General features: G+C 53.2%; 19 protein-coding genes. 13 read left to right on the top strand and 6 right to left on the bottom strand.

Annotated elements, in window-relative coordinates; translation table 11 throughout:
• Window positions 1-17: 17 nt before the first annotated feature.
• Window positions 18-746, bottom strand: a complete 729-nt coding sequence (gene tpiA, locus ABFZ84_RS11250; protein WP_369314111.1) for a triose-phosphate isomerase — start codon at window positions 744-746, stop codon at window positions 18-20.
• Window positions 747-984: 238 nt separating this feature from the next.
• Here tpiA and ABFZ84_RS11245 point away from each other — a divergent pair, with 238 nt between their 5' ends.
• Both ABFZ84_RS11245 and trpE read left to right on the top strand, forming a co-directional pair.
• On the top strand, window positions 985-2,874 hold the full coding sequence (locus ABFZ84_RS11245; RefSeq protein ID WP_369314110.1) for a peptidylprolyl isomerase: 1,890 nt from the start codon (window positions 985-987) through the stop codon (window positions 2,872-2,874).
• 6 nt (window positions 2,875-2,880) lie between these two features.
• Window positions 2,881-4,383 (top strand): anthranilate synthase component I, encoded by a 1,503-nt coding sequence (gene trpE, locus ABFZ84_RS11240; RefSeq protein ID WP_369314109.1) that lies wholly within the window; start codon window positions 2,881-2,883, stop codon window positions 4,381-4,383.
• A gap of 29 nt (window positions 4,384-4,412) precedes the next feature.
• Here the strand turns inward: trpE and ABFZ84_RS11235 are convergent, their stop codons facing one another.
• The gene (locus ABFZ84_RS11235) at window positions 4,413-5,432 is read right to left on the bottom strand and encodes a divergent polysaccharide deacetylase family protein (protein ID WP_369314108.1); all 1,020 of its coding nucleotides are present in this window, start codon (window positions 5,430-5,432) and stop codon (window positions 4,413-4,415) included.
• Between the two features lie 124 nt (window positions 5,433-5,556).
• Between ABFZ84_RS11235 and ABFZ84_RS11230 the strand changes: the two genes are divergently transcribed.
• From ABFZ84_RS11230 to lexA, 4 genes are all read left to right on the top strand, one after another.
• On the top strand, window positions 5,557-6,138 hold the full coding sequence (locus ABFZ84_RS11230; RefSeq protein WP_369314107.1) for an anthranilate synthase component II: 582 nt from the start codon (window positions 5,557-5,559) through the stop codon (window positions 6,136-6,138).
• On the top strand, window positions 6,135-7,154 hold the full coding sequence (gene trpD / locus ABFZ84_RS11225; RefSeq protein WP_369314106.1) for an anthranilate phosphoribosyltransferase: 1,020 nt from the start codon (window positions 6,135-6,137) through the stop codon (window positions 7,152-7,154). Before ABFZ84_RS11230 ends, trpD begins: the two co-directional genes overlap by 4 nt.
• Entirely contained in the window at window positions 7,151-7,948 is a 798-nt protein-coding gene (trpC, locus tag ABFZ84_RS11220; RefSeq protein WP_369314105.1) for an indole-3-glycerol phosphate synthase TrpC, read from the top strand. The genes trpD and trpC overlap by 4 nt, the downstream gene beginning before the upstream one ends.
• A gap of 187 nt (window positions 7,949-8,135) precedes the next feature.
• On the top strand, window positions 8,136-8,870 hold the full coding sequence (lexA, locus tag ABFZ84_RS11215) for a transcriptional repressor LexA (protein WP_369314104.1): 735 nt from the start codon (window positions 8,136-8,138) through the stop codon (window positions 8,868-8,870).
• A gap of 10 nt (window positions 8,871-8,880) precedes the next feature.
• Here lexA and ABFZ84_RS11210 read toward each other — a convergent pair whose 3' ends face one another.
• Complete coding sequence (locus ABFZ84_RS11210; RefSeq protein ID WP_369314103.1) at window positions 8,881-11,046, bottom strand: ComEC/Rec2 family competence protein; 2,166 nt, start codon at window positions 11,044-11,046, stop codon at window positions 8,881-8,883.
• A 122-nt stretch (window positions 11,047-11,168) separates the two neighbouring features.
• Between ABFZ84_RS11210 and gltX the strand changes: the two genes are divergently transcribed.
• The 6 genes from gltX (at window position 11,169) to rpmG (ending at window position 16,381) form a co-directional block, all read left to right on the top strand.
• A complete protein-coding gene (gene gltX / locus ABFZ84_RS11205) occupies window positions 11,169-12,587 on the top strand; it encodes a glutamate--tRNA ligase (RefSeq protein ID WP_369314102.1) in 1,419 nt (472 codons plus the stop codon).
• An 82-nt stretch (window positions 12,588-12,669) separates the two neighbouring features.
• The gene (gene gltA / locus ABFZ84_RS11200) at window positions 12,670-13,974 is read left to right on the top strand and encodes a citrate synthase (protein ID WP_369314101.1); all 1,305 of its coding nucleotides are present in this window, start codon (window positions 12,670-12,672) and stop codon (window positions 13,972-13,974) included.
• Between the two features lie 34 nt (window positions 13,975-14,008).
• Window positions 14,009-14,212: a hypothetical protein gene (locus ABFZ84_RS11195; RefSeq protein WP_369314100.1), complete on the top strand. Its 204-nt coding sequence runs from the start codon at window positions 14,009-14,011 to the stop codon at window positions 14,210-14,212.
• On the top strand, window positions 14,213-15,517 hold the full coding sequence (purB, locus tag ABFZ84_RS11190; protein ID WP_369314099.1) for an adenylosuccinate lyase: 1,305 nt from the start codon (window positions 14,213-14,215) through the stop codon (window positions 15,515-15,517). It abuts the gene before it with no gap.
• Window positions 15,518-15,666: 149 nt separating this feature from the next.
• Window positions 15,667-16,092 carry a DUF983 domain-containing protein gene (locus ABFZ84_RS11185; protein WP_369314098.1) on the top strand — a complete coding sequence of 142 codons (426 nt, stop codon included), beginning with the start codon at window positions 15,667-15,669 and terminating at the stop codon, window positions 16,090-16,092.
• 121 nt (window positions 16,093-16,213) lie between these two features.
• A complete protein-coding gene (rpmG, locus tag ABFZ84_RS11180; protein ID WP_369314097.1) occupies window positions 16,214-16,381 on the top strand; it encodes a 50S ribosomal protein L33 in 168 nt (55 codons plus the stop codon).
• Window positions 16,382-16,475: 94 nt separating this feature from the next.
• Here rpmG and ABFZ84_RS11175 read toward each other — a convergent pair whose 3' ends face one another.
• Both ABFZ84_RS11175 and ABFZ84_RS11170 read right to left on the bottom strand, forming a co-directional pair.
• Window positions 16,476-17,852, bottom strand: coding sequence for a PleD family two-component system response regulator (locus ABFZ84_RS11175; RefSeq protein ID WP_369314096.1), 1,377 nt, complete (start codon window positions 17,850-17,852; stop codon window positions 16,476-16,478).
• Between the two features lie 40 nt (window positions 17,853-17,892).
• Window positions 17,893-18,291: a response regulator gene (locus tag ABFZ84_RS11170; RefSeq protein WP_369314095.1), complete on the bottom strand. Its 399-nt coding sequence runs from the start codon at window positions 18,289-18,291 to the stop codon at window positions 17,893-17,895.
• 149 nt (window positions 18,292-18,440) lie between these two features.
• On the opposite strand from ABFZ84_RS11170, the gene ABFZ84_RS11165 reads away from it, so the two are divergent.
• Window positions 18,441-19,721, top strand: a complete 1,281-nt coding sequence (locus ABFZ84_RS11165) for a DNA polymerase IV (RefSeq protein ID WP_369314094.1) — start codon at window positions 18,441-18,443, stop codon at window positions 19,719-19,721.
• On the opposite strand, the gene ABFZ84_RS11160 is transcribed toward ABFZ84_RS11165, so the two are convergent.
• Window positions 19,718-19,942: a hypothetical protein gene (locus ABFZ84_RS11160; RefSeq protein ID WP_369314093.1), complete on the bottom strand. Its 225-nt coding sequence runs from the start codon at window positions 19,940-19,942 to the stop codon at window positions 19,718-19,720. The genes ABFZ84_RS11165 and ABFZ84_RS11160 overlap by 4 nt on opposite strands.
• Window positions 19,943-20,259: the final 317 nt, after the last annotated feature.

Below are 20,259 nucleotides of genomic sequence, written 5' to 3'. Positions count from 1 at the left end.
CTCCTCTTTCAAGGTCATCACATCTCGCCAGGTGCAGCTGAGATGATCGGGAAGAAATCTTCGGCCTTCAAACTCGCGCCGCCGACCAAAGCGCCATTCACGTTCGAAATTCCAAGGATCTCCTTGGCGTTGCCGGGCTTGACCGACCCGCCATAAAGAAGCCGCGTCCCCTCGGGGGTTTTAGAACGGATAAAGTCATGCATTTCTGAAATATCTTCAAGGGTTGGTGTCAGCCCGGTGCCGATTGCCCAAACCGGTTCATAAGCGACCACAAAAACACCCATCGCATCAGGAAGCGACCCTTCGAGTTGCGTACCGACCACCGATTGCGCAATCCCTGTTTCGCGCTGTTCACGGGTTTCGCCCACACAAATAATCGGTGTCAGACCAGCCCGAAGTGCGGCTTCGGCCTTTTCTTTGACGGTCTGGTCATTTTCCGCATGATCTGCCCGACGTTCCGAATGGCCGACAATCACATGAGAAGCGCCTGTGTCGGCAATCATCTCAGCGCTTATGTCACCCGTATGGGCACCGCTGGTTTTAGCGTGACAATCTTGGCCACCGAACAGGATCCCCTCATCGCTATAGGAACCGGCAAAAGCCGCAAGCAAAGTCACCGGCGGGCAAATCAAAATATCCCGATCACCGGGCATGGAACCGCCAAATCGCTCAATCAGTGATTCGACCTCTGATCGCGCTCGGGCAATGCCGTTCATCTTCCAGTTACCAGCGATCAGGGACTTCATGGGCCAAAACCTTGTTTGTTATGCCAGAGCTAACGCTAGGCGGGATAAGCGCGAGGTAAGCGATGGTGCCTGTTATGTCTAGTATTTACGCCCAACACCTGACCTTTCAGGTTGTATCCCGCCCACAAAGCAATATCCGGCCATTCGCGGTCTTGTCGAACCGGAGCACCATGTCTAGGTTACGCGCCAATTCAGCAATGACGGCCCGCTGATAGGCCGATAAATCGAGGCGATATAAATGCTTAGTAAGGTTCGCGACGCGCTAAAAGGTGTGGTCGCCTATACTATTGTCGGGCTTCTTATCGTGGCTTTTGCCGCCTTTGGCGTACCTGAAATCGCCAATTTTACCGGCGGTTCGACCGTAAAGGTCGGAAGCCAGTCGTTCTCTCAGCAATATATCGTCAACGAGTTCGACAAGATGTATCAGCGGCGAGCCCGCGAATCTGGTGGTGAATTGACCCGCGAGGCAGCAATCGCCAGCGGTCTGCCGAACCAAGTCATCGACATGGTCACCACGCAGTCGGCCATTGCGCAATATGCAGAAAAGATGAACCTTGCGATCCCGCGTGAGGCCGTACGGAATTACCTTCAGAATAACGAGTCGTTTCAGAACCCGGCGACCGGCCAGTTCGACCGCCTGATGCTTGATACGATCCTGCAAAATAATGCGCTGACTGTTGCCGGTTTTGAACAGATCATCAAAGAAGATTTGACCCGCAGCCAGTTGGTTGAATCCGTCGCGACCTCCGGCCCCGCGCCAGAACGCTTTACCGAGGCGATGCTCCTGCGTGAAACCGAACGCCGCAATATCGCCTATCTTACAGTCACCGATGAAATGTCGGGTGTCGCCGCTGAGCCAACGCCCACAGACGTTGAGCAGTTTTATAACGAGAACCAAGCCCTGTTTACTGCGCCGGAATACCGAACATTCGACATGTTGGTTCTTCGCAATGAAGATTTCCAAGAGGGCTTGGACGTTCCCGAAGAAGAAATGCGCCGGCTTTATGATCTGGGTAAGGAGCGCCTTTATGATAAACCCGAAAAGCGCTCGCTCTACCAACTAACCTACCAAGACGAAGCCGAAGCAAACGCCGCTGTGGCATCCCTCCGTCAGGGCAAACCATTTGAAAATTTGGCGCAAGAACGCGGCATGACGCTTGATGCCGTTACACTCAACGATGCCAGTGCAATTGTTGACCCGTCTGTTTCAAAAGCCGCCACGGCCGAAGATCTGGGCGAAGGCGACGTACCTGATCCCGTGCGCAGTCTTTTCGGCTGGACCGTCATTCAGATTGCCGAGATTATTCCGGCGGAAACCACAAGCTTTGAAGAAGTGCGCGATCAACTTGCCGCCGATTATCTGGAACAAGATGTCCGCCGCCGAATGCAAGACGCTATCGACGAGATCGAAGAGGTTCGCGACACTGGGGCCGAATTAGAAGAGGCCGCTGACGCAGTCGGAATGACCGTCGTCAAAGTTGGTCCCATAGATCGCCTTAGCTTCGCGCCCGGCGGTGCCATCATTAAGGACATTCCGGGCGATGTTTTGGCCGAAGCTTTTGTTCTTGATGAAGGCGAACAGAGCGAAGCCCTGCGCCTTCCAGAAAACGAAGGTTATTTCTTTGTGGCATTGCGTGAGATTACACCGCCTGCCCTTAAACCACTCGATTATGTTCGTGACGACGCGGAATTGCGCTGGCGTGATCGCGAACGCCGTCAACGGATTTCCCAAACGGTTTCGCTAATTCGCTCTGAGGTTGAAAGCGGCAAAACATTCGAAGAAGTCGCAGATCAATTCTCTCGCGCGCCAATCGTTACGACCATTGATCGTCGCTTCCAAAACGAAATGATTTCTCCGAGCTTTAACGAGCAGATTTTCTTTGCTGAACTTGATGATCTCGTCTCTGCGCCTGCGGGTACGAACGGTACACAGGTCGTGGCGCAAATCCGCGAGATTGGTTATGGCCGCAACCAAATATCACCCCAGGAAGTCGAACAAATCCGGGAAATGATCGGCTTCCAACTCGATCAGGAATTGCTTGAAGCTTTCGTTTTAAGTATTCGCGATGATATGGGCGTCAAAATCAACAGCGAGCAAATCGATGCGCTATTCCGGGATGGCTATTAATTCCCAATGAGCGTCAGTCCCGATTACTCAAGTTTTGAAGAGATATATAAAACAGGAGAGACACAACTCGTCGGTCGCCGACTAGTCAATGATCTCGAAACGCCTGTCTCAGCCTATTTGAAACTCGCCGGAAATAAGAAAAACGCCTTCTTGCTCGAGTCCGTTGAGGGCGGCGAAAATCTTGGCCGCTTTTCAATAATCGGTATGAAGCCAGATTTGATCTGGCGGTGTTTTGGCGAGCGTTCAGAAATCAACGAAAACGCTGCGGCTGATCTTCATGCGTTCCAACCTCAAGGTGGCGCACCGCTTGAAAACCTAAAACGTCTGCTTGCTGAATCTGAGCTGACACCGCCTCTTGATGCACCGCCTATGGCCGCTGGCGTGTTTGGCTATTTTGGCTATGACATGGTTCGCCAGATGGAAAAGCTCGGCACCCGCCCCCAAGGCGGCGTAGAGACGCCAGATGCCATTTTTATTCGTCCCACCATCGTGGCTGTTTTTGACAATATCCGACAAGAAATTCAGGTGTTTTCGCCGGTGCGCCCCGAGCAAGGCCTTTCGCCGCGCGCCGCATATTCGCGCGCTTGCGAACGGTTGGCTGACGCAGTGAGTGATCTCGAAGCGCCACTTGCGCTAACACCTAGCGCAAACCATGACGCGGACAATCTAGCTGAGGCAACATCGAATACGACGCAGACAGAATATCAAGAAATGGTCCGCCGCGCCAAAGACTATATCAGCGCTGGCGATATTTTTCAGGTTGTTCTTAGTCAGCGTTTTTCGCGGCCATTTTCTGCGCCGCCATTTGAGCTATATCGCGCGCTTCGCCGATCGAACCCGTCGCCATTTTTGTTTTACTTTAATCTCGATGGGTTTTCGATTGTTGGGTCAAGTCCCGAAATTTTGGTGCGTGTACGCGATGGTGAAATTACCATTCGTCCCATCGCCGGAACGCGCCCGCGCGGCGCGACGCCTCAAGAAGATAAACAGCACGCACTCGATTTGATGGCCGACCCCAAAGAGCGTGCCGAACATTTGATGTTGCTCGATCTTGGTCGCAATGATGTCGGTCGATCTGCGGCTATCGGCAGCGTTCGTGTCACTGACCAATTCACTATCGAACGCTATAGCCATGTGATGCACATCGTTTCAAACGTAGTTGGTCAGCTGCGCGAAGGCGAACATCCGGTTGATGCGATGGCAAGTGGCTTTCCCGCCGGTACCGTATCCGGCGCGCCAAAAATTCGCGCTATGCAAATTATTGACGAGCTGGAAAAATCAGCACGCGGCATATATGCGGGCGCGATTGGGTATTTCTCGGCTGATGGCAATGTCGATACCTGTATTGCGCTTCGAACGGCGGTCGTAAAAGATGGCGTGATGCATGTTCAAGCTGGTGCCGGCATTGTCGCCGATTCTGACCCAGCCTCAGAACAGCGCGAATGCGAGAACAAAGCCAAAGCGCTTTTGGCCGCTGCAGAAGCCGCCCTCGCTCGCCAAGGCAATTAACGCACACACCGCCGATACATCAAAATCGGTTAAAATCGAATTGTTGGGCCACCCGCGATTTTCATTGATATTGGCTCATTGATTGTTTCGAGCGCACTCACATAAGCAAGCTCAAACCCGCGTGCCTCAGCCGTGGTCAACCAAGGCCCCAACACATCAAGGGTTTCTTTTCGTGGATGCCCAATCGCAACCACATAACCGGTTTCCCGCGCGATCCGTTCAGCCAATACCAACTGCTTTTTGACTTCTGTTCGATCACCGACTGTATCGTCGAGAAATACATCTCGCGAAAATACGTCTACGCCAATCTCGCGCGCCGCTTTTCGGACCGCCGTGTCGCTATCAGTCACCGAGTCAACGAAGAAGACGTCTTTATGATTAAGGTAAGACAAAAGCGTTTTCATAGCCGCAATATCTGCGGTCAGCTTTGACCCCATGTGGTTGTTGACACCCACATATCCGTCAAAACGCGATAAATTCCATTCAAGATTCTTCAAAAATTCTGCCCCCGTCATACCGGTCAACAATGCATGCGGTCCAGGATCGGCAGCGCCCTTTGGCTCCATCGGCAAATGAAGCATGATTTCCGCCCCGCGGCGATGCGCAGCATCCGTAAGGTCAGCAATATGTTTTCCATACGGAAGGAATGAGAATGTAATCGGACCGGGAAGTTCAATCGCGCGTTCGGTTGCGCGGCGGTCAATACCCATATCATCAATGATGATGATGATCTTGGGCATGGGTTGGGCTGACGCACGCCGCTTTTCGAGTTTCGGCGGCGTTAACCGTTCTGGCGGAGCCTCGCCCGCTAAAATTCGCGCGATCAGTTTTTCGCGATCAATCTGCGCACGGTCATCAACTTTTTTTGCAGTACGCACGGGATTAGCGGCCATCGTCGCCGTCGCCGTCGCGCCCTTTTGTCCGAGATAGGCCGAGAACGAACCCACAAAAATCCCCGCAAACGCAATAGCGATCGTGGCTATAAAGCCGGCATTGCCAGCATAATCCGGTGATTTTCCCCGTTTTTTATATTTGCGCTTTCGCGTCATTCTTATCTATGCGCCGCCATCATCTTCATTTTTTGACTGACACCATTTCCATTCCGCGCTTGCACATGCGAATGGTGGCGTTAAACCATTATTCTTTGGTCACTATCACTGATTCTTGGCTCTAATGATCCTATTGATCGACAACTATGACAGCTTCACCTTTAACCTAGTTCACCTCATAGGCGAATTGGGCGAAGATACAAAGGTCGTTCGCAATGACGCCCTAACCGCACACGAAGCCCTTGCGCTTGGTGCGGAGGCGATTGTGCTGTCGCCGGGCCCCTGCACGCCCAATGAGGCCGGAATATGCCTTGATTTGGTAGACGCCGCAAAAGAAACCGGCACACCGATTTTTGGGGTTTGCTTAGGGATGCAATCCATCGCCCAAAGCTTCGGCGGAGTCATCAAACGCGCTGGCAAGCTGATGCATGGTAAAACATGCGATATTGCCCACCAAGGTGACGGGGTGTTCGCTGGCTTACCCTCGCCTTTTACGGCTGTGCGGTATCATTCACTGGTCGCCGAACGAACCAGCCTTTCAAACGAGCTAACGATCACCGCGCGCGCAGGCGACGACGACGAGATCATGGCGGTTGCTCATAGATCATTGCCGATCGCCGGTGTTCAGTTTCATCCTGAGAGTATTGCGACCGAACATGGCGCGCGGATGTTTTCTAATTTTCTGACGGAAGTAAGAGCAAAATGAGCAGCTTTACCCCGCACCTTGCGCGAGCAACCTCAGGGACCCCGCTCACGCAAAGCGAAATGCGCGATGCGATGAATGCCTTATTCTCCGGTGAAGCAAATGACATTGAAATCGCCGGATTTCTTTGTGCGCTGCGCGCCCGGGGCGAGACAATCGAAGAGATCGCAACAGCGGCCCTGACCATGCGCGAACACGCCCTAAAGGTCGATGCGCCTGATGACGTCGTTGATACCTGCGGCACCGGCGGTGATGGCGCAGGCACTTATAACATCTCAACTGCCGCCGCACTCATTGTCGCTGGCGCGGGCGTGCGCGTTGCCAAACATGGCAATAAGTCCGCTTCTTCTAAATCTGGGTCGTCCGAAGTTTTAGAAGCAATGGGCGTAAAGCTCGATATTCCGCCTGCGCAAATTACGCGCTGCATTACCGACGCCAATGTCGGCTTTATGTTCGCGGCGCTCCACCACAAAGCCGTCGGCCATGTGGTGACCGCGCGCAAGACATTAGGTGTAAGAACAATGTTCAACGTTCTGGGCCCCTTATCGAACCCGGCTAGTGCAAAACGCCAAGTCATGGGTGTGTTTGCGCGGGATCTTGTAAGACCAATAGCAGAGGTCATGCCCTTATTAGGTGTAACCGACGCATGGGTCGTCCATGGCGAAGACGGCCTCGACGAATTGACGACAACAGGCATGACCTATGTGGCCGCGGTCAAAGATGGCGTCGTAAGTGAGTTTGAAGTCACACCCGAAAACGCCGGTCTTTCTCGCGCAACACCAGCCGATTTAACTGGCGGCGACCCAACCGAAAACGCAGCGGCTTTGCGGGCGCTTCTTGAAGGCGAAAAATCGGCTTATCGTGATATCTCCGTTCTCAATGCTGCTGCTGCGCTGATCGTTTCCGGGAAGGCAGACAACCTCAACGACGCTGCGCGTTTAGCCGAGAAATCTATCGACAGCGGCGCAGCAAAGACCGCGCTAGACAATTTAATTAGGTTATCAAACGAAAAATCATGACCATTCTCGACGACATCGTTGCGTACAAAAAAGATGAAGTTGCCGCCGCAAAAGCCAATGTGCCGAGCGCGGCGATCGAGGCGCTAGCGCGCGACATGGGCCCTGCGCGCGGTTTCAAAAATGCCCTTGAGCGAAAAGCGTCTCTAGGTTTCGCATTGATCGCAGAGATCAAAAAGGCAAGCCCATCAAAGGGTCTCATCCGGCCTGATTTCAACCCAACAGAGATTGCCAACGCATATTCTGCGGGTGGCGCTGCGTGCCTTTCCGTCTTGACCGACACGCCGAGCTTTCAAGGGGCACCTGATTTTCTGCGTGACGCGCGCGACGCCGTATCGCTCCCGATCTTGCGCAAAGATTTTATGATCGACCCCTATCAGGTGGCTGAGGCCAAAGCCTGGGGTGCCGATTGCATTTTGTTGATCATGGCATGTTTGCCGGATGGCCAAGCTAGCGAACTCATGGCGGCCGCCCACGAATGGGATTTGGACGTTTTGGTTGAAACCCATGACGCCGACGAGATGGCACGGGCAAGTAACCTCAACGCCGAGCTTATTGGCATAAACAACCGAAATCTCGCGACTTTTGTGACTTCGCTCGACACAACCGCAGAACTCGCGCGTCTTGCGCCGCCGACTGCGCTGCTTGTCAGCGAAAGCGGTATTTCCGGTCATGCTGATCTTGTGACGCTTGCCGGTCACGGCGCAAAAGCCTTCCTCGTTGGTGAAAGCCTGATGCGCCATGACGACGTCGAAGCGGCAACGCGCGCCCTCTTGAACCCGATAAAACCCGCATAATCACTTAATCGGTTGACGGGCCAAAAGAACAACCATAGAACATCGTTGTTGTTTTGTTCTTTTGTCGTTTCGGCTACGCAAACAGCCTTGCGTTGAAAGATCAGACACTTATTCGCCATTGCTGCCTGAACCGTGGAGGTTTTCCGCGTTCATGGCGCGAGGGCTAGGAAAGATTGCGAGGCCGTTCATGCTCACAAAAAAACAACACGAGCTGTTGCTGTTCATTAATAAACGGATTTCAGAAAGCGGGGTTTCGCCCTCCTTTGATGAAATGAAAGAAGCGCTTGAGCTTCGGTCAAAATCGGGAATTCACCGTCTGATAACAGCGCTCGAAGAACGCGGCTTTATTCGGCGACTGCCGCACCGGGCCCGGGCACTCGAAGTCTTGAAATTGCCGGATGACATGACAGCGGCCGCACCGCCCGCGCCTGCACAACGCGGGTTCAAACCTGCAATCGTCAATTCAAATTTCAAACCGATGCGGCAAATACCGCAACCCACGACGCGGCCAGCTCGGCAATCGCAACCAGCGGCGGGCAGTGTCGATCTTCCGGTTCTGGGGCGAATCGCAGCCGGTACGCCTATTGATGCAATTCAACATGAGGTTGACCGGTTTTCTGCGCCCGAAGCATTTCTTGGCGGCGGCGAGCATTACATTCTCGAAGTCGACGGCGAGTCGATGATTAATGCCGGGATCAATGACGGTGATTTCGCGATCATCAAACGTTGCAGCGATGCAGAAAATGGCGCGATTGTAGTGGCCCTTGTCGATGACCAAGAAGCGACCTTGAAACGGCTGCGCCGCAAAGGCGCATCAATCGCGTTGGAAGCCGCGAACCCCGCCTTTGAAACGCGGATTTATGGCCCCGATCGGGTTGCCGTTCAGGGCAAACTCGTCGGCATCATGCGCCGCTATCACTGAGGCGTCATGACTAGGGTGCGCCCGTCCACGGTCGGTCGCCGCGAATTTCATTTGCGGTCTGCACCCTTATGCCACCCTCGGTAACATAAACCGCATGTGCGCCCCCGTGCCAAACGGCGCGCCGGTCTATAAGCTGCGCATTACATCCGGCACTGTCGTTTCTGTGCACAGGATAAAAAGCGATGACAATTTGCGCACGTCCGCAATCTTCGGCCAGTGACGTCTTGTCGGTGACAAAAGCGACTTTAGTGTTGGCGGAAAGCGGCGCAACACATCCCCATTCATCACATGGGTAGAACGCCTTTAAGGGCTTTGTCGCGGCCAATAATGGGTCGATGCCCGCCGCTTCCTTCCAGCGTCCAATCGCGAACCGGTCTTTGCGCAGATTGTAAACAGCAAACTCACCCTCAACGACGATACCGGCGTTCAAGCCGGACGGCGCAACATATAAAATTGGTTTCTCGCCCCCGCCCGCCATCAACGCCGCCAATGGAATTGCCGCAAGCCCTGCCAACCGCCACGGCACCCGCGAAAAGCACAACCAAAGCCCGCCAAACGTTAGTGAAAGCATTGCCCCAAGGGGCCATTGCGGCGTCAGAGAAACCGCCCCGCGCCACGACGAAACCTCACTGGCAATCGCAAGAACTACCTCCATGCCAAATGCCGACATTCGCCACGCCCAACCATCAATCCCCAGCGGCGCGAGTAACAACGCAATCAATGCGGTCGGCACAATCCAAAAGCCCATAAGCGGCATGGCCGCCATGTTCGCGGGCAAAGAATATAGCGCGACCCGATTAAAATGAAAAAGCGCATAGGGCGCAGTCGCTATTGCGGCGATCACATCTGTTGCGGCAAGCGCGATTGCATAGCGCCGGAACCGCTCTTGCCAAGAGAACAGGCGGTCTGTTTTTGCACGCGTGCCGAGCCATTCATACGTCGCAATCAAACCGGCAACAGCCGCAAACGACATTTGGAAACCGGGATGAAACAACGCCTCGGGTGTCAGCAAAAGAATAATCACAGCGGCGATCGAAACGTTACGCAACGACAGCGCCCGACGATCCACAAGTATAGCAACAAACATGATAGCGGCCATGATAAACGCCCGTCGCGCAGACCATCCGCCCCCGGATAGAATAAGATAGAATGCACCCGAACAAAGCGCCGTCGCCGCTGCCCATTTTTTGATCGGAAAGCGAAGCGACACCGGCTCGATTGCCGCAAGCAAACTCCGCACGACAAAAAATACAAGCCCCGTCGCAAGCCCCATATGAAGCCCGGAAATCGCGAGCAAATGCGCAAGACCCGCATCACGCAACGCGGCCTCTGCCCGCTCGGTAATCGCATCACGCTTACCGGTCACAATAGCGGCAATAATCGCCCCGCCCTCGCCCGGTGCTTTCGCGACAATGCGCGAGAATAAATTGACACGCATCGTCTCGACCGAGGCGGCAAAACGCTGACGCAAATTCCGTTCGGCAGATTGATCAACGACGGGCGGTGATACCGCAAAACCAACGGCACCGATCTGATAGAAATAAAGCTGGCGTGCAAAATCAAAACCGCCGGGCGTTACCGGCGGCGGTGGCGGGCTAAGCCCTGCGCGCAATGAGATGTGATCACCAGGGTGGGCGTCAAATTCCTTCCCGCGCCAAGTGATCCGCGCTTTCGCCGGGCGGTTTTCAGGTGAGAGTCCTTCGATATGATCAAGCGCGATTACATATCGCCGCCCTTTATCACCAACCTCTAGGGTTTCTAACCGGCCTGAGATTTCGACAATACCAAGATCACGCGAGAGTTGAGGCGCTTCTACGCTGGCGGCGCGCCAATCGGCAGCGACAAAACCAAGCGCCACAAACATCAAGGCAAAAGCGGGTATTTTAAGCGCACCGAATCGCGTTGCCGAGAATTTGGTGGTTACCCAAACCGCTAAACAGCAAACCCCGAGGGCCAACATTCCATGATGCGAAGCCGGTTCTTGCTTAAGACCAAAATAGCCCCCCGCACCGATACCAAGTGCAACCGGAGACCAAATCGACGCCCGTGCAAGATCGGCCTGTGCCCACGCCAAAAGACGCTCGCCCATGAGAAAACGCCAGCGCGCCGCCGATATTTTAGCGGCTTTTTGTGTTTCTGGCCGCAATACGCGCGGATTGGCGGTTTTTACCGTCATTCACCGTCATCATTTTGGGCGGTTCTGGCCCCAAGCTAACAAACATGGCATAGGCACTGGTAAAATTCCTGTGCTATCCCCCTTACGCAATTACCATCGATATAGGAGTCGGCCCGTAAGTCATGCCGCAAGCTAACGAACCCCAACCCGTCATTACGCGCTTCGCCCCCTCGCCGACTGGCTACCTACATATTGGCGGCGCAAGAACTGCGCTTTTTAATTGGCTTTATGCCCGAGGTCATGGCGGTAAATTCCTGCTGCGAATCGAAGACACTGATCGCGCGCGCCACACCGAAGCGGCGGTCGATGCGATCCTTGATGGTTTGAAATGGCTTGGCCTTGATTGGGACGAAGAACCAGTCTCGCAATTCTCGCGCACAGAACGCCACGCGGAAATCGCCAATCAACTATTGAACGAGGGTAAAGCCTATCGGTGTTATTTAACGCAAGCCGAGCTGGAAGCAGCCCGCGAGAAAGCAAAAAGCGAGAACATCCGCTTTGAAAGCCCGTGGCGAGAAGCCGACCCGGCGACCGCGCCTGACGGCGCGGCTTTTGCCATTCGGTTCAAGGCCCCACGCGATGGCGAAACGGTGGTGGATGACGCGGTTCAAGGGCGCGTTACGTTTCCGAATGCCGCGCTAGACGATTTGATCATACTACGGAGTGATGGCGTTCCGACCTATAATCTTGCGGTGGTGGTTGATGATCATGATATGGGCATTACCCATGTTGTACGCGGGGACGACCACCTGAATAACGCTGCGCGCCAGTCACAAATCTATAGCGCATTGGGCTGGAAAATTCCTGTTTTTGCTCATGTGCCGCTTATTCACGGGCAAGATGGCGCTAAACTTTCAAAGCGTCACGGCGCGCTTGGCGTCGAGGCTTATCGCGATTTGGGCTATTTGCCCGAAGGTTTGGCCAATTACCTGTTACGTCTTGGCTGGAGCCATGGTGATGAAGAGATTATCTCTTACGAACGCGCAAAAAAGCTGTTTGATTTATCCGGGGTCGGAAAATCACCGTCACGCCTTGACCTCGACAAACTAAGCCATGTGAATAGCCATTATGTAGCAGCGTTAAGCGACGAAGAATTCATCGCGCGCGCAACGCCGTTTCTAACAAAAGACGGTATTACTCTTGGTGCAGATGAAGAAAGCCGTTTGAACCGGTCTGCTTCGTTTTTGAAATCACGCTGCGCGACCCTTGCGGATATCACTAAAGCCGCCGGGTTTTTGCTCCTCAAGCGGCCATTACAGATCGAGGGAAAATCGGCGAAACCTCTAAAAAAAGAAGGCGCGCGGCAAATGCTGGCAGATATCTGCGCTCTTTTAGATGATCCAGCCATTTGGACCTCTGCAGAAGCACTCGATGAAAGGCTGCAAACATTTGTCGCAGACCGCAATGTCGGATTTGGCGCAGTTGGCCAGCCTGCGCGTGCTGCATTAACCGCCGGACACCCTTCGCCCGGATTAGGTGAGGTGCTATACGGACTTGGGCGCGAGGAATCGCTCGCCCGGCTTTCGGATCAGGCCCAGTAATCCGTACTAGAAACAATGTCATAAACTGGCTAGTGTGCGCCGCAACAAGCGATGACGCGCCGCAAACGAAGAGGTCTAATTAATGAAAAGTGATTTAAATCAAGCAGATACAGCAAGCTTTACTCTATCCGGAAAAACAACAGAACTTCCCGTCTTCACGGCAACCCACGGCCCAAACGTGGTGGATATCAGAGCGCTTTATAAACATACGGGCGCTTTTACTTTCGATCCTGGTTTCACGTCTACGGCATCATGCGAATCGAAAATCACCTATATTGATGGCGACGAAGGCGTTCTTCTCTATCGCGGTTACCCAATCGACCAGCTAGCCGAAAATTCAAACTTCATCGAAGTCGCCTATCTTCTTCTAAAAGGCGAACTGCCTAGCGATCAGGAACTCGTCGATTTTGATCGTTCCATCACCATGCACACCATGGTCCATGAACAACTCAAAAATTTCTACAACGGCTTCCGTCGTGACGCGCATCCAATGGCGATCATGGTTGGTGTTGTTGGTGCACTCTCCGCATTTTATCACGACTCAACGGATATCAACGATCCAAAACAGCGCTTGATCGCCAGCCATCGCATGATTGCGAAGATGCCGACGATTGCGGCTATGGCTTATAAATATTCTATCGGTCAGGCATTTGTGTTCCCAAGCAATGACCTCGATTACACATCAAACTTCATGCGGATGTGTTTTGCGGTCCAAGCTGAAGAATATGAAGTCAACCCAGTGCTCTCTAGCGCGCTCGACAAGATCTTCATTCTTCACATGGATCACGAACAAAACGCATCGACATCGACGGTGCGTCTTGCTGGATCATCTGGCGCAAATCCATTTGCGTGTATTGCGGCGGGTATTGCTTCGCTTTGGGGTCCTGCCCATGGCGGTGCTAACGAAGCTGCGCTCAACATGCTCGAAGAAATCGGCCATGTTGATAACATTCCTGAATATATCGCGCGTGCAAAAGATAAATCAGATCCATTCCGTCTGATGGGCTTTGGTCACCGGGTTTACAAAAATTACGACCCACGTGCCAAAGTGATGCGTAAAGCATGTCACGAAGTTCTTGATGCACTTGGCGTTCGCGAAGATCCGCTTTTGGAAGTTGCGATGGAACTTGAACGGATTGCCCTCGAAGACCCTTATTTCGTAGAGAAAAAACTCTATCCGAATATCGATTTCTATTCCGGCATTACGCTTCGGGCGCTTGGCTTCCCGACTGAAATGTTCACCGTTCTGTTCGCGCTTGCGCGTACTGTTGGGTGGATTGCTCAGTGGTCAGAAATGGTCGAAGATCCAAATCAGAAAATCGGCCGTCCGCGCCAAATTTACACTGGCGCAGCACAGCGTGATTATACGGATATCAAAGGGCGCTAAAATAGCGCTGCTTTAAACCACGGAAGGGACTTTGATGCTTTGGCTGGCAGTTCATATGTGGTTTCTATTATTCACCGCCTTTGCCATTGGACTTGGCATTGGCTGGTGGATTTGGGGGACGCGTACAAATGCGCGTCCGCCCGCCCCGCCTCAAAAACGTGACGCCCCTATGGGCACTCTCAATATTGATTATGACATAAGCGCAGAGACACCATCTGTGCACGAACGGAGCCGCTAAATGATACCTCGTTATACGCGTCCTGAAATGGCCGCGATCTGGTCCGACGCATCCAAATACCGGATCTGGTTTGAAATCGAGGCCCATGCGGCTGATCGAATGGCTGAGCTAGGTGTTATCCCAAAAGAGGCCGCAAAGGTCATCTGGGAAAAAGCCGAAAAAGCCGAATTTGATGTTGCGCGCATCGACGAAATTGAACGCGAAGTGAAGCATGACGTCATCGCGTTTCTGACGCATCTCGCAGAAATCGTCGGTGATGAAGCCCGCTTCGTTCACCAAGGAATGACATCGTCGGATGTTCTCGATACTTGCCTGTCGGTTCAGATGACCCGCGCGGCAGATCTTTTGATCACTGGCATGGACCGGGTTCTCGCGGCGCTAAAGAAACGCGCACTCGAACATAAAGATACGGTTTGCGTGGGCCGGTCACACGGTATCCACGCCGAACCAACAACCTTTGGCGTCAAGCTCGCAACCTTCTATGCGGAATTCGCCCGTGGCAAACGCCGGCTTGAGATGGCCCGCGAAGAAATTGCGGTTTGCGCGATCTCCGGTGCGGTTGGCACCTTTGCCAATATTGACCCGTCGGTTGAAACACACGTCGCAGAAAAAATGGGCCTACAGGTTGAGCCAGTATCAACTCAGGTTATTCCGCGCGACCGCCACGCGGCTTATTTCGCAGCACTTGGCGTCATAGCCTCGTCTATTGAACGACTCGCAACAGAGGTTCGTCATCTTCAGCGTAGTGAAGTTCTCGAAGCTGAAGAGTTCTTCTCCAAGGGCCAAAAAGGCTCGTCAGCGATGCCACATAAGCGCAACCCAATTCTAACCGAAAACCTGACCGGCCTTGCGCGCCTCGTTCGTATGGCGGTTGTTCCAGCGATGGAAAATGTCGCCCTTTGGCATGAGCGCGATATCTCGCACTCATCGGTGGAGCGCGGTATTGGCCCTGATTCGACTGTGCATCTCGACTTTGCCCTACACCGGCTTGCGAATGTGGTTGAAAACCTCGTTGTCTATCCCGAACGGATGCAGGAAAATATGGACCGTCTTGGCGGCCTTATTTTCTCTCAGCGGGTCTTGCTGGCACTAACCCAAGCCGGAGCTTCGCGCGAAGAGGCTTATCGTTTGGTTCAGCGTAACGCCATGCCGGCATGGCGCGGCGAAGGGGCATTTCTTGATAATCTAAAGGGCGATAGCGACGTCACCGCAAAGCTCTCTGCTAAAGAAATCGAAGTGCTATTTGATCTTGGTTATCACACCAAGAATATCGACGTGATCTTTGATCGCGTCTTCAAAGACTAACCCCCTTCACGAACCGGTTAACTTACAAGTGATAAACTGCCCCTTTGAGGGCAGTTTATGCTGTGGCATCTTGCCCTTGTGCGCTTTGGGCATATTGAGGCGCAGAACACACATGCCCATAACCACGCAACGCATAAATAAGGTTAGCTATGACAAATGCAGTAAATACCTTTGGCGGCATTGACCGCGAACAGCGCCCCGTCTGGGACGCCATGAAGCGCGGCATGATGGGCAAATGCCCACAGTGCGGCGAAGGCAAGCTGTTCAAGAGCTATGTTAAGAACAATGATGAATGTGCGGTTTGCGGTCAGGATTTCTCAGGCCACCGGGCCGACGATGCCCCGCCCTACCTCACGATCATGCTGGTGGGCCACATCATCATTCCGATCGCACTTTGGGTAGAAGCAGAATTCGACCCGGCAATGTGGGTCCAGTTCTTGGTCTGGCTTCCGATTCTGTTGATCTCGTCCTGGTTCACCCTGCCCATCGCCAAAGGTGCCATGATCGGACTGCAATGGGCCAACCGGATGCATGGGTTCGGCGGTCCAAACGCGGACCCGAATTCAGACGCATAATCATTTCGGGCGATTTTCGCCCTATAGATAAGCAAAAGCGCCACAGCTGACTTGACACCAAAAGGTCTCGCTGTATGTTCCGCGCTCGTTTTAAGAGAATTTCGGCGCTGAGGAGCGATTCATGGCTAAGCCAACCACAGTTAAAATTCGGCTCAACTCTTCTGCCGGCACAGGCTTTTTCTATGTTACGAAAAAGAACACTCGCACAATGACCGAGAAGCTCGTCTTGAAAAAGTACGATCCGGTTGCGCGTAAGCATGTTGAATTCAAGGAAGGCAAGATCAAGTAAGATCGCCCTTCTCTTTTTCGGATATACGAAAGCCGCCTCTTGAGGCGGCTTTTTTTGTTGGCAGAATTTATTCGATTTCCGTCAATTCTGCCTTTCAGGCAGCACTTTTGATCACCCGGTTTCGACCACCGTTTTTGGCTTCATAAAGCGCCTCGTCGGCTCGTTTAATCAGCTTCTGGGCTGTGTCTTCCTCTGAGCTATCTTCAGTGGATGCAAGACCGATACTCACCGTTACGCCCAGCTCATCGCGCCCGCTATTGAGCTTGAACTTCGAGCTGGCCACTTCTTGGCGCAGGCGCTCCGCCACGACTGACGCGAAAGCAAGGTCCGTGTCAGGCATCGCAATCAGGAATTCTTCGCCGCCATAACGACAGGCCAGATCAATCCCACGAATCGAATTCGTAATCCGATCAGCAAATTCCTGTAACACTCGATCACCGGTGTCATGTCCGTGTACGTCATTGACCGATTTGAAGTGATCAATGTCGATAACCATCACCGCCAATGGACGACCAGTCCAAAATGCGCGATCAAACATCGCCGAAAGATGGCTCGCCAAATAACGACGGTTATAAAGCCCCGTTAGCTGATCGGTAACCGCCATTTCAAGTGATACCTGGAATGACGACCGAAGCTGGTCCACATAGCGCTTACGGCGTAACTGCGTCGCGATGCGCGCAGATAGCTCGTTGCGGTCAACCGGACGCGTCACATAATCATTGACGCCAATATCAAGTGCGCGAACAAGTTTGCGCGTATCACCAACCCGCACGACCCCAAGAATCGGTGTGAGGCGTGTCTCTTCGAATGAACGGATCGAAGAACAAAGGCGCAATGGATCCATCGCTTCAATCGATAGATTGATAATGATCAGGTCAAAATCACCAAGCCGCGCACGACCTAATGCAACTTCGGGGTCAATTTCATGAATAACCTGATGATTGCCGTCACCAATCGACGTCATCAAACGAGATGCCTGATCTTCGTTGTCATCAATCAGGAAAATCCGCGCTTCGCTTGCGTCAGAATCCGGATCAATACTGCCAACAACGCCGAGGTCTTTGCCCGTCGCATGGCGCGCACGCAATTCGTCGGTCATCATTTTGAGGCGTGTCAGGCTCCGCACCCTTGCAAATAGCGCAAGATCCTCAACGGGCTTGGTCAAAAAATCATCCGCACCAGCCTCAAGCCCCGCAACGCGATCGGCCTGTTGGTCGAGTGCCGTCACCATCACCACAGGAATGTGCATGGTTTCAGGATCGTTCTTTAGAATTCGACAAGCCTCAAACCCATCCATGCCAGGCATCATGACGTCCAGCAAAATGATGTCGGGCTTCTCCCGCATCGCAAGGTCGATTGCCTCTTGACCGGAATAAGCGCCGATGACGTCAAAATACTCAGCTCGCAGTTTTGCTTCGAGCAGTTTCACGTTCGGTTCAAGATCGTCGACGACTAATACGCGCGCCGTCATGCAGCCCCCGTTAACTTAAGGGTTTCGGATAGAAGGAAGTCTAATCCAAATACCTTTTCACTTTCTCAAGAAACGAGACGACTGAGATAGGTTTTGCGATATAATCTTCGCATCCCCCCTGACGAATGCGCTCTTCATCGCCTTTCATGGCGAAAGCAGTGACCGCAATGACCGGAATATCAGCCAAATCATTATTACTTTTAATTTTTTTGGTAACTTCGAGGCCCGAAAACTCAGGCAGTTGAATATCCATTAAAATAAGATCGGGACGATGTTCCCCAAGGCGTTCTAATGCCTCTGGGCCGGTACGGGCCTCAAGAGTATTGTAACCGTGGGCTTCCAACAGGTCTCTGAACAGCTTCATGTTCAGTTCATTGTCTTCAACAATGAGTACCGTCTTGGGGAGCGCCGAGTAATCGAGCTTTTCCATGGCCGACATAGTACGCCTTTATGTCTTAACTTCAGAGGCTACATCACGAATCAATGCGGCCAATAGAAAGTTTTGCGCAAAAGGTCTTAATTGAATGTTTATCTTGCGCCTAAGGCAGCACTTTTTTTGCCCCCATAGCCAATTAGATTTTGAGTTAAATGTCTGATTTTACCGGATTTACTGGATTCTGCCGCGATTGTTACGCTCCGGCCCAAAATGGGTCACGGCTGTGCGATTCCTGTAAATCTGGGCGAATCATTCACCATAACGAGCTGTTTGCCCTTTCAATCGCCCATCTCGATTGCGATGCTTTTTATGCCTCAATCGAAAAACGCGACGACCCAAGCCTAGAGGATAAGCCCGTGATCATCGGTGGCGGTGTGCGCGGCGTGGTGGCGACGGCGTGTTACGTGGCGCGTACCTATGGCGTAAAATCGGCGATGCCGATGTTCAAGGCAAAGGCCGCCTGCCCCAACGCCGTGATCATCAAACCCAACATGGAAAAATACGCCAAGGTTGGCCGCGAGATCCGCCAAATGATGCGCGACCTGACGCCGATGGTCGAACCGCTTTCGATTGACGAAGCTTTTATGGACCTTTCGGGCACGACCCGGCTTCATGGCACACCGCCAGCCGTGACCCTCGCAAAACTTCAGGCGCGTGTGCAACGGGAAATGGGCGTCACCGCGTCTATCGGGCTTTCACACAATAAATTCCTCGCCAAGATGGCGTCCGACCTCGACAAGCCGCGCGGGTTTTCGGTGATCGGCGCGGCGGAGGCAAAAAGCTTCCTCGCGAAACAGCCCGTCACGATGATCTGGGGTGTTGGTGCCGCCATGGCCCGCAAGCTAGAGCAAGACGGCATCAAAATGATCGGCCAACTCCAGACCATGGACGCTGGCTCGCTGGGCAAACGCTATGGCGAGATGGGCTTGCGCCTTGCGCGACTATCGCGCGGTGATGACACCCGCAAAATCAAACCAGAGCGCGAGACAAAAAGCGTATCATCAGAAACCACGTTCAATAGCGACATTCGCGATGTGGCATGGCTCGAAGATGTTTTGTGGGAGCTATGCGATAAGGTCTCTGCACGGATGAAGGCCAGCGGGTTCGAGGGCCGCACAGTGACCCTCAAACTGAAATCTGCGGATTTCAAAACCATCACCCGCGCTAAAACCCTTGGCTCCCCATCGAACTTAGCACGCACGGCATTTGCGGCAGCAAAACCCCTATTGCATGACGCCGCCCAAGGGCGCGCCTATCGCCTGATCGGGGTTGGCTTTTCGGGGTTGTCTGACGCGGGCGAGCATTTTGAAACCGACCTGTTCGGCGAAGACAATGCGCGCATCGCCAAACAGGAAAAAGCCATCGACGCCATCCGCGAGAAATTCGGCAAAGACGCGGTTAAAGCCGGGCGTGTCTTGCGGCGAAAGCCCTAATCATTGTCTTTTCGGTTTTTTGCATCGTGATAATCCGTACACGCTGGCTTTTCTTTCTCGTCATCATCAATATGCATATCTTCGGCGGGGTTCACATCGCCATCGGGCTTTTCTGAGCGTCCGCCGTAATTGTTCTTCTGATCGGCCTCTTCGTGTTCATTCTGATCAATATTCGGCTTCGGGTTTTCATGTGTCGGCGTAGTTCTTTCCGTTGTTGGCATCTCGGGCCTCCCTGTTTGTGAAATACAAACATCCCGACGGCCAACCTTGTTCCCGCGCGCGCCAGCAAACCCGCATGAACTCTTGTTCACCGGCGCGCGTAAATTCCAAATTGTCAAAGAGCCGTACCGGCAACCGGTCACGGCGTCTCATGGGCCAAAAAGGGTTCTGCGCGGCGTATCAACGCCCGCGCCAATGGCTCAGCCACAAGAGACACGACCGAGACCCTAGGCCCAAAACAAAACCCGTGGATATCTATCCACGGGTTTCAAAGCGGTGGTATGATGGGAGGGGAAGTATACATTGTCGAAATATGAAG

Source organism: Hyphococcus lacteus, from assembly GCF_041058985.1.
Lineage (GTDB): Bacteria > Pseudomonadota > Alphaproteobacteria > Caulobacterales > Parvularculaceae > Hyphococcus > Hyphococcus lacteus.
The sequence above is the reverse complement of the archived record's forward strand: the minus strand, read 5'-3'. Positions and strand labels throughout refer to the sequence as shown.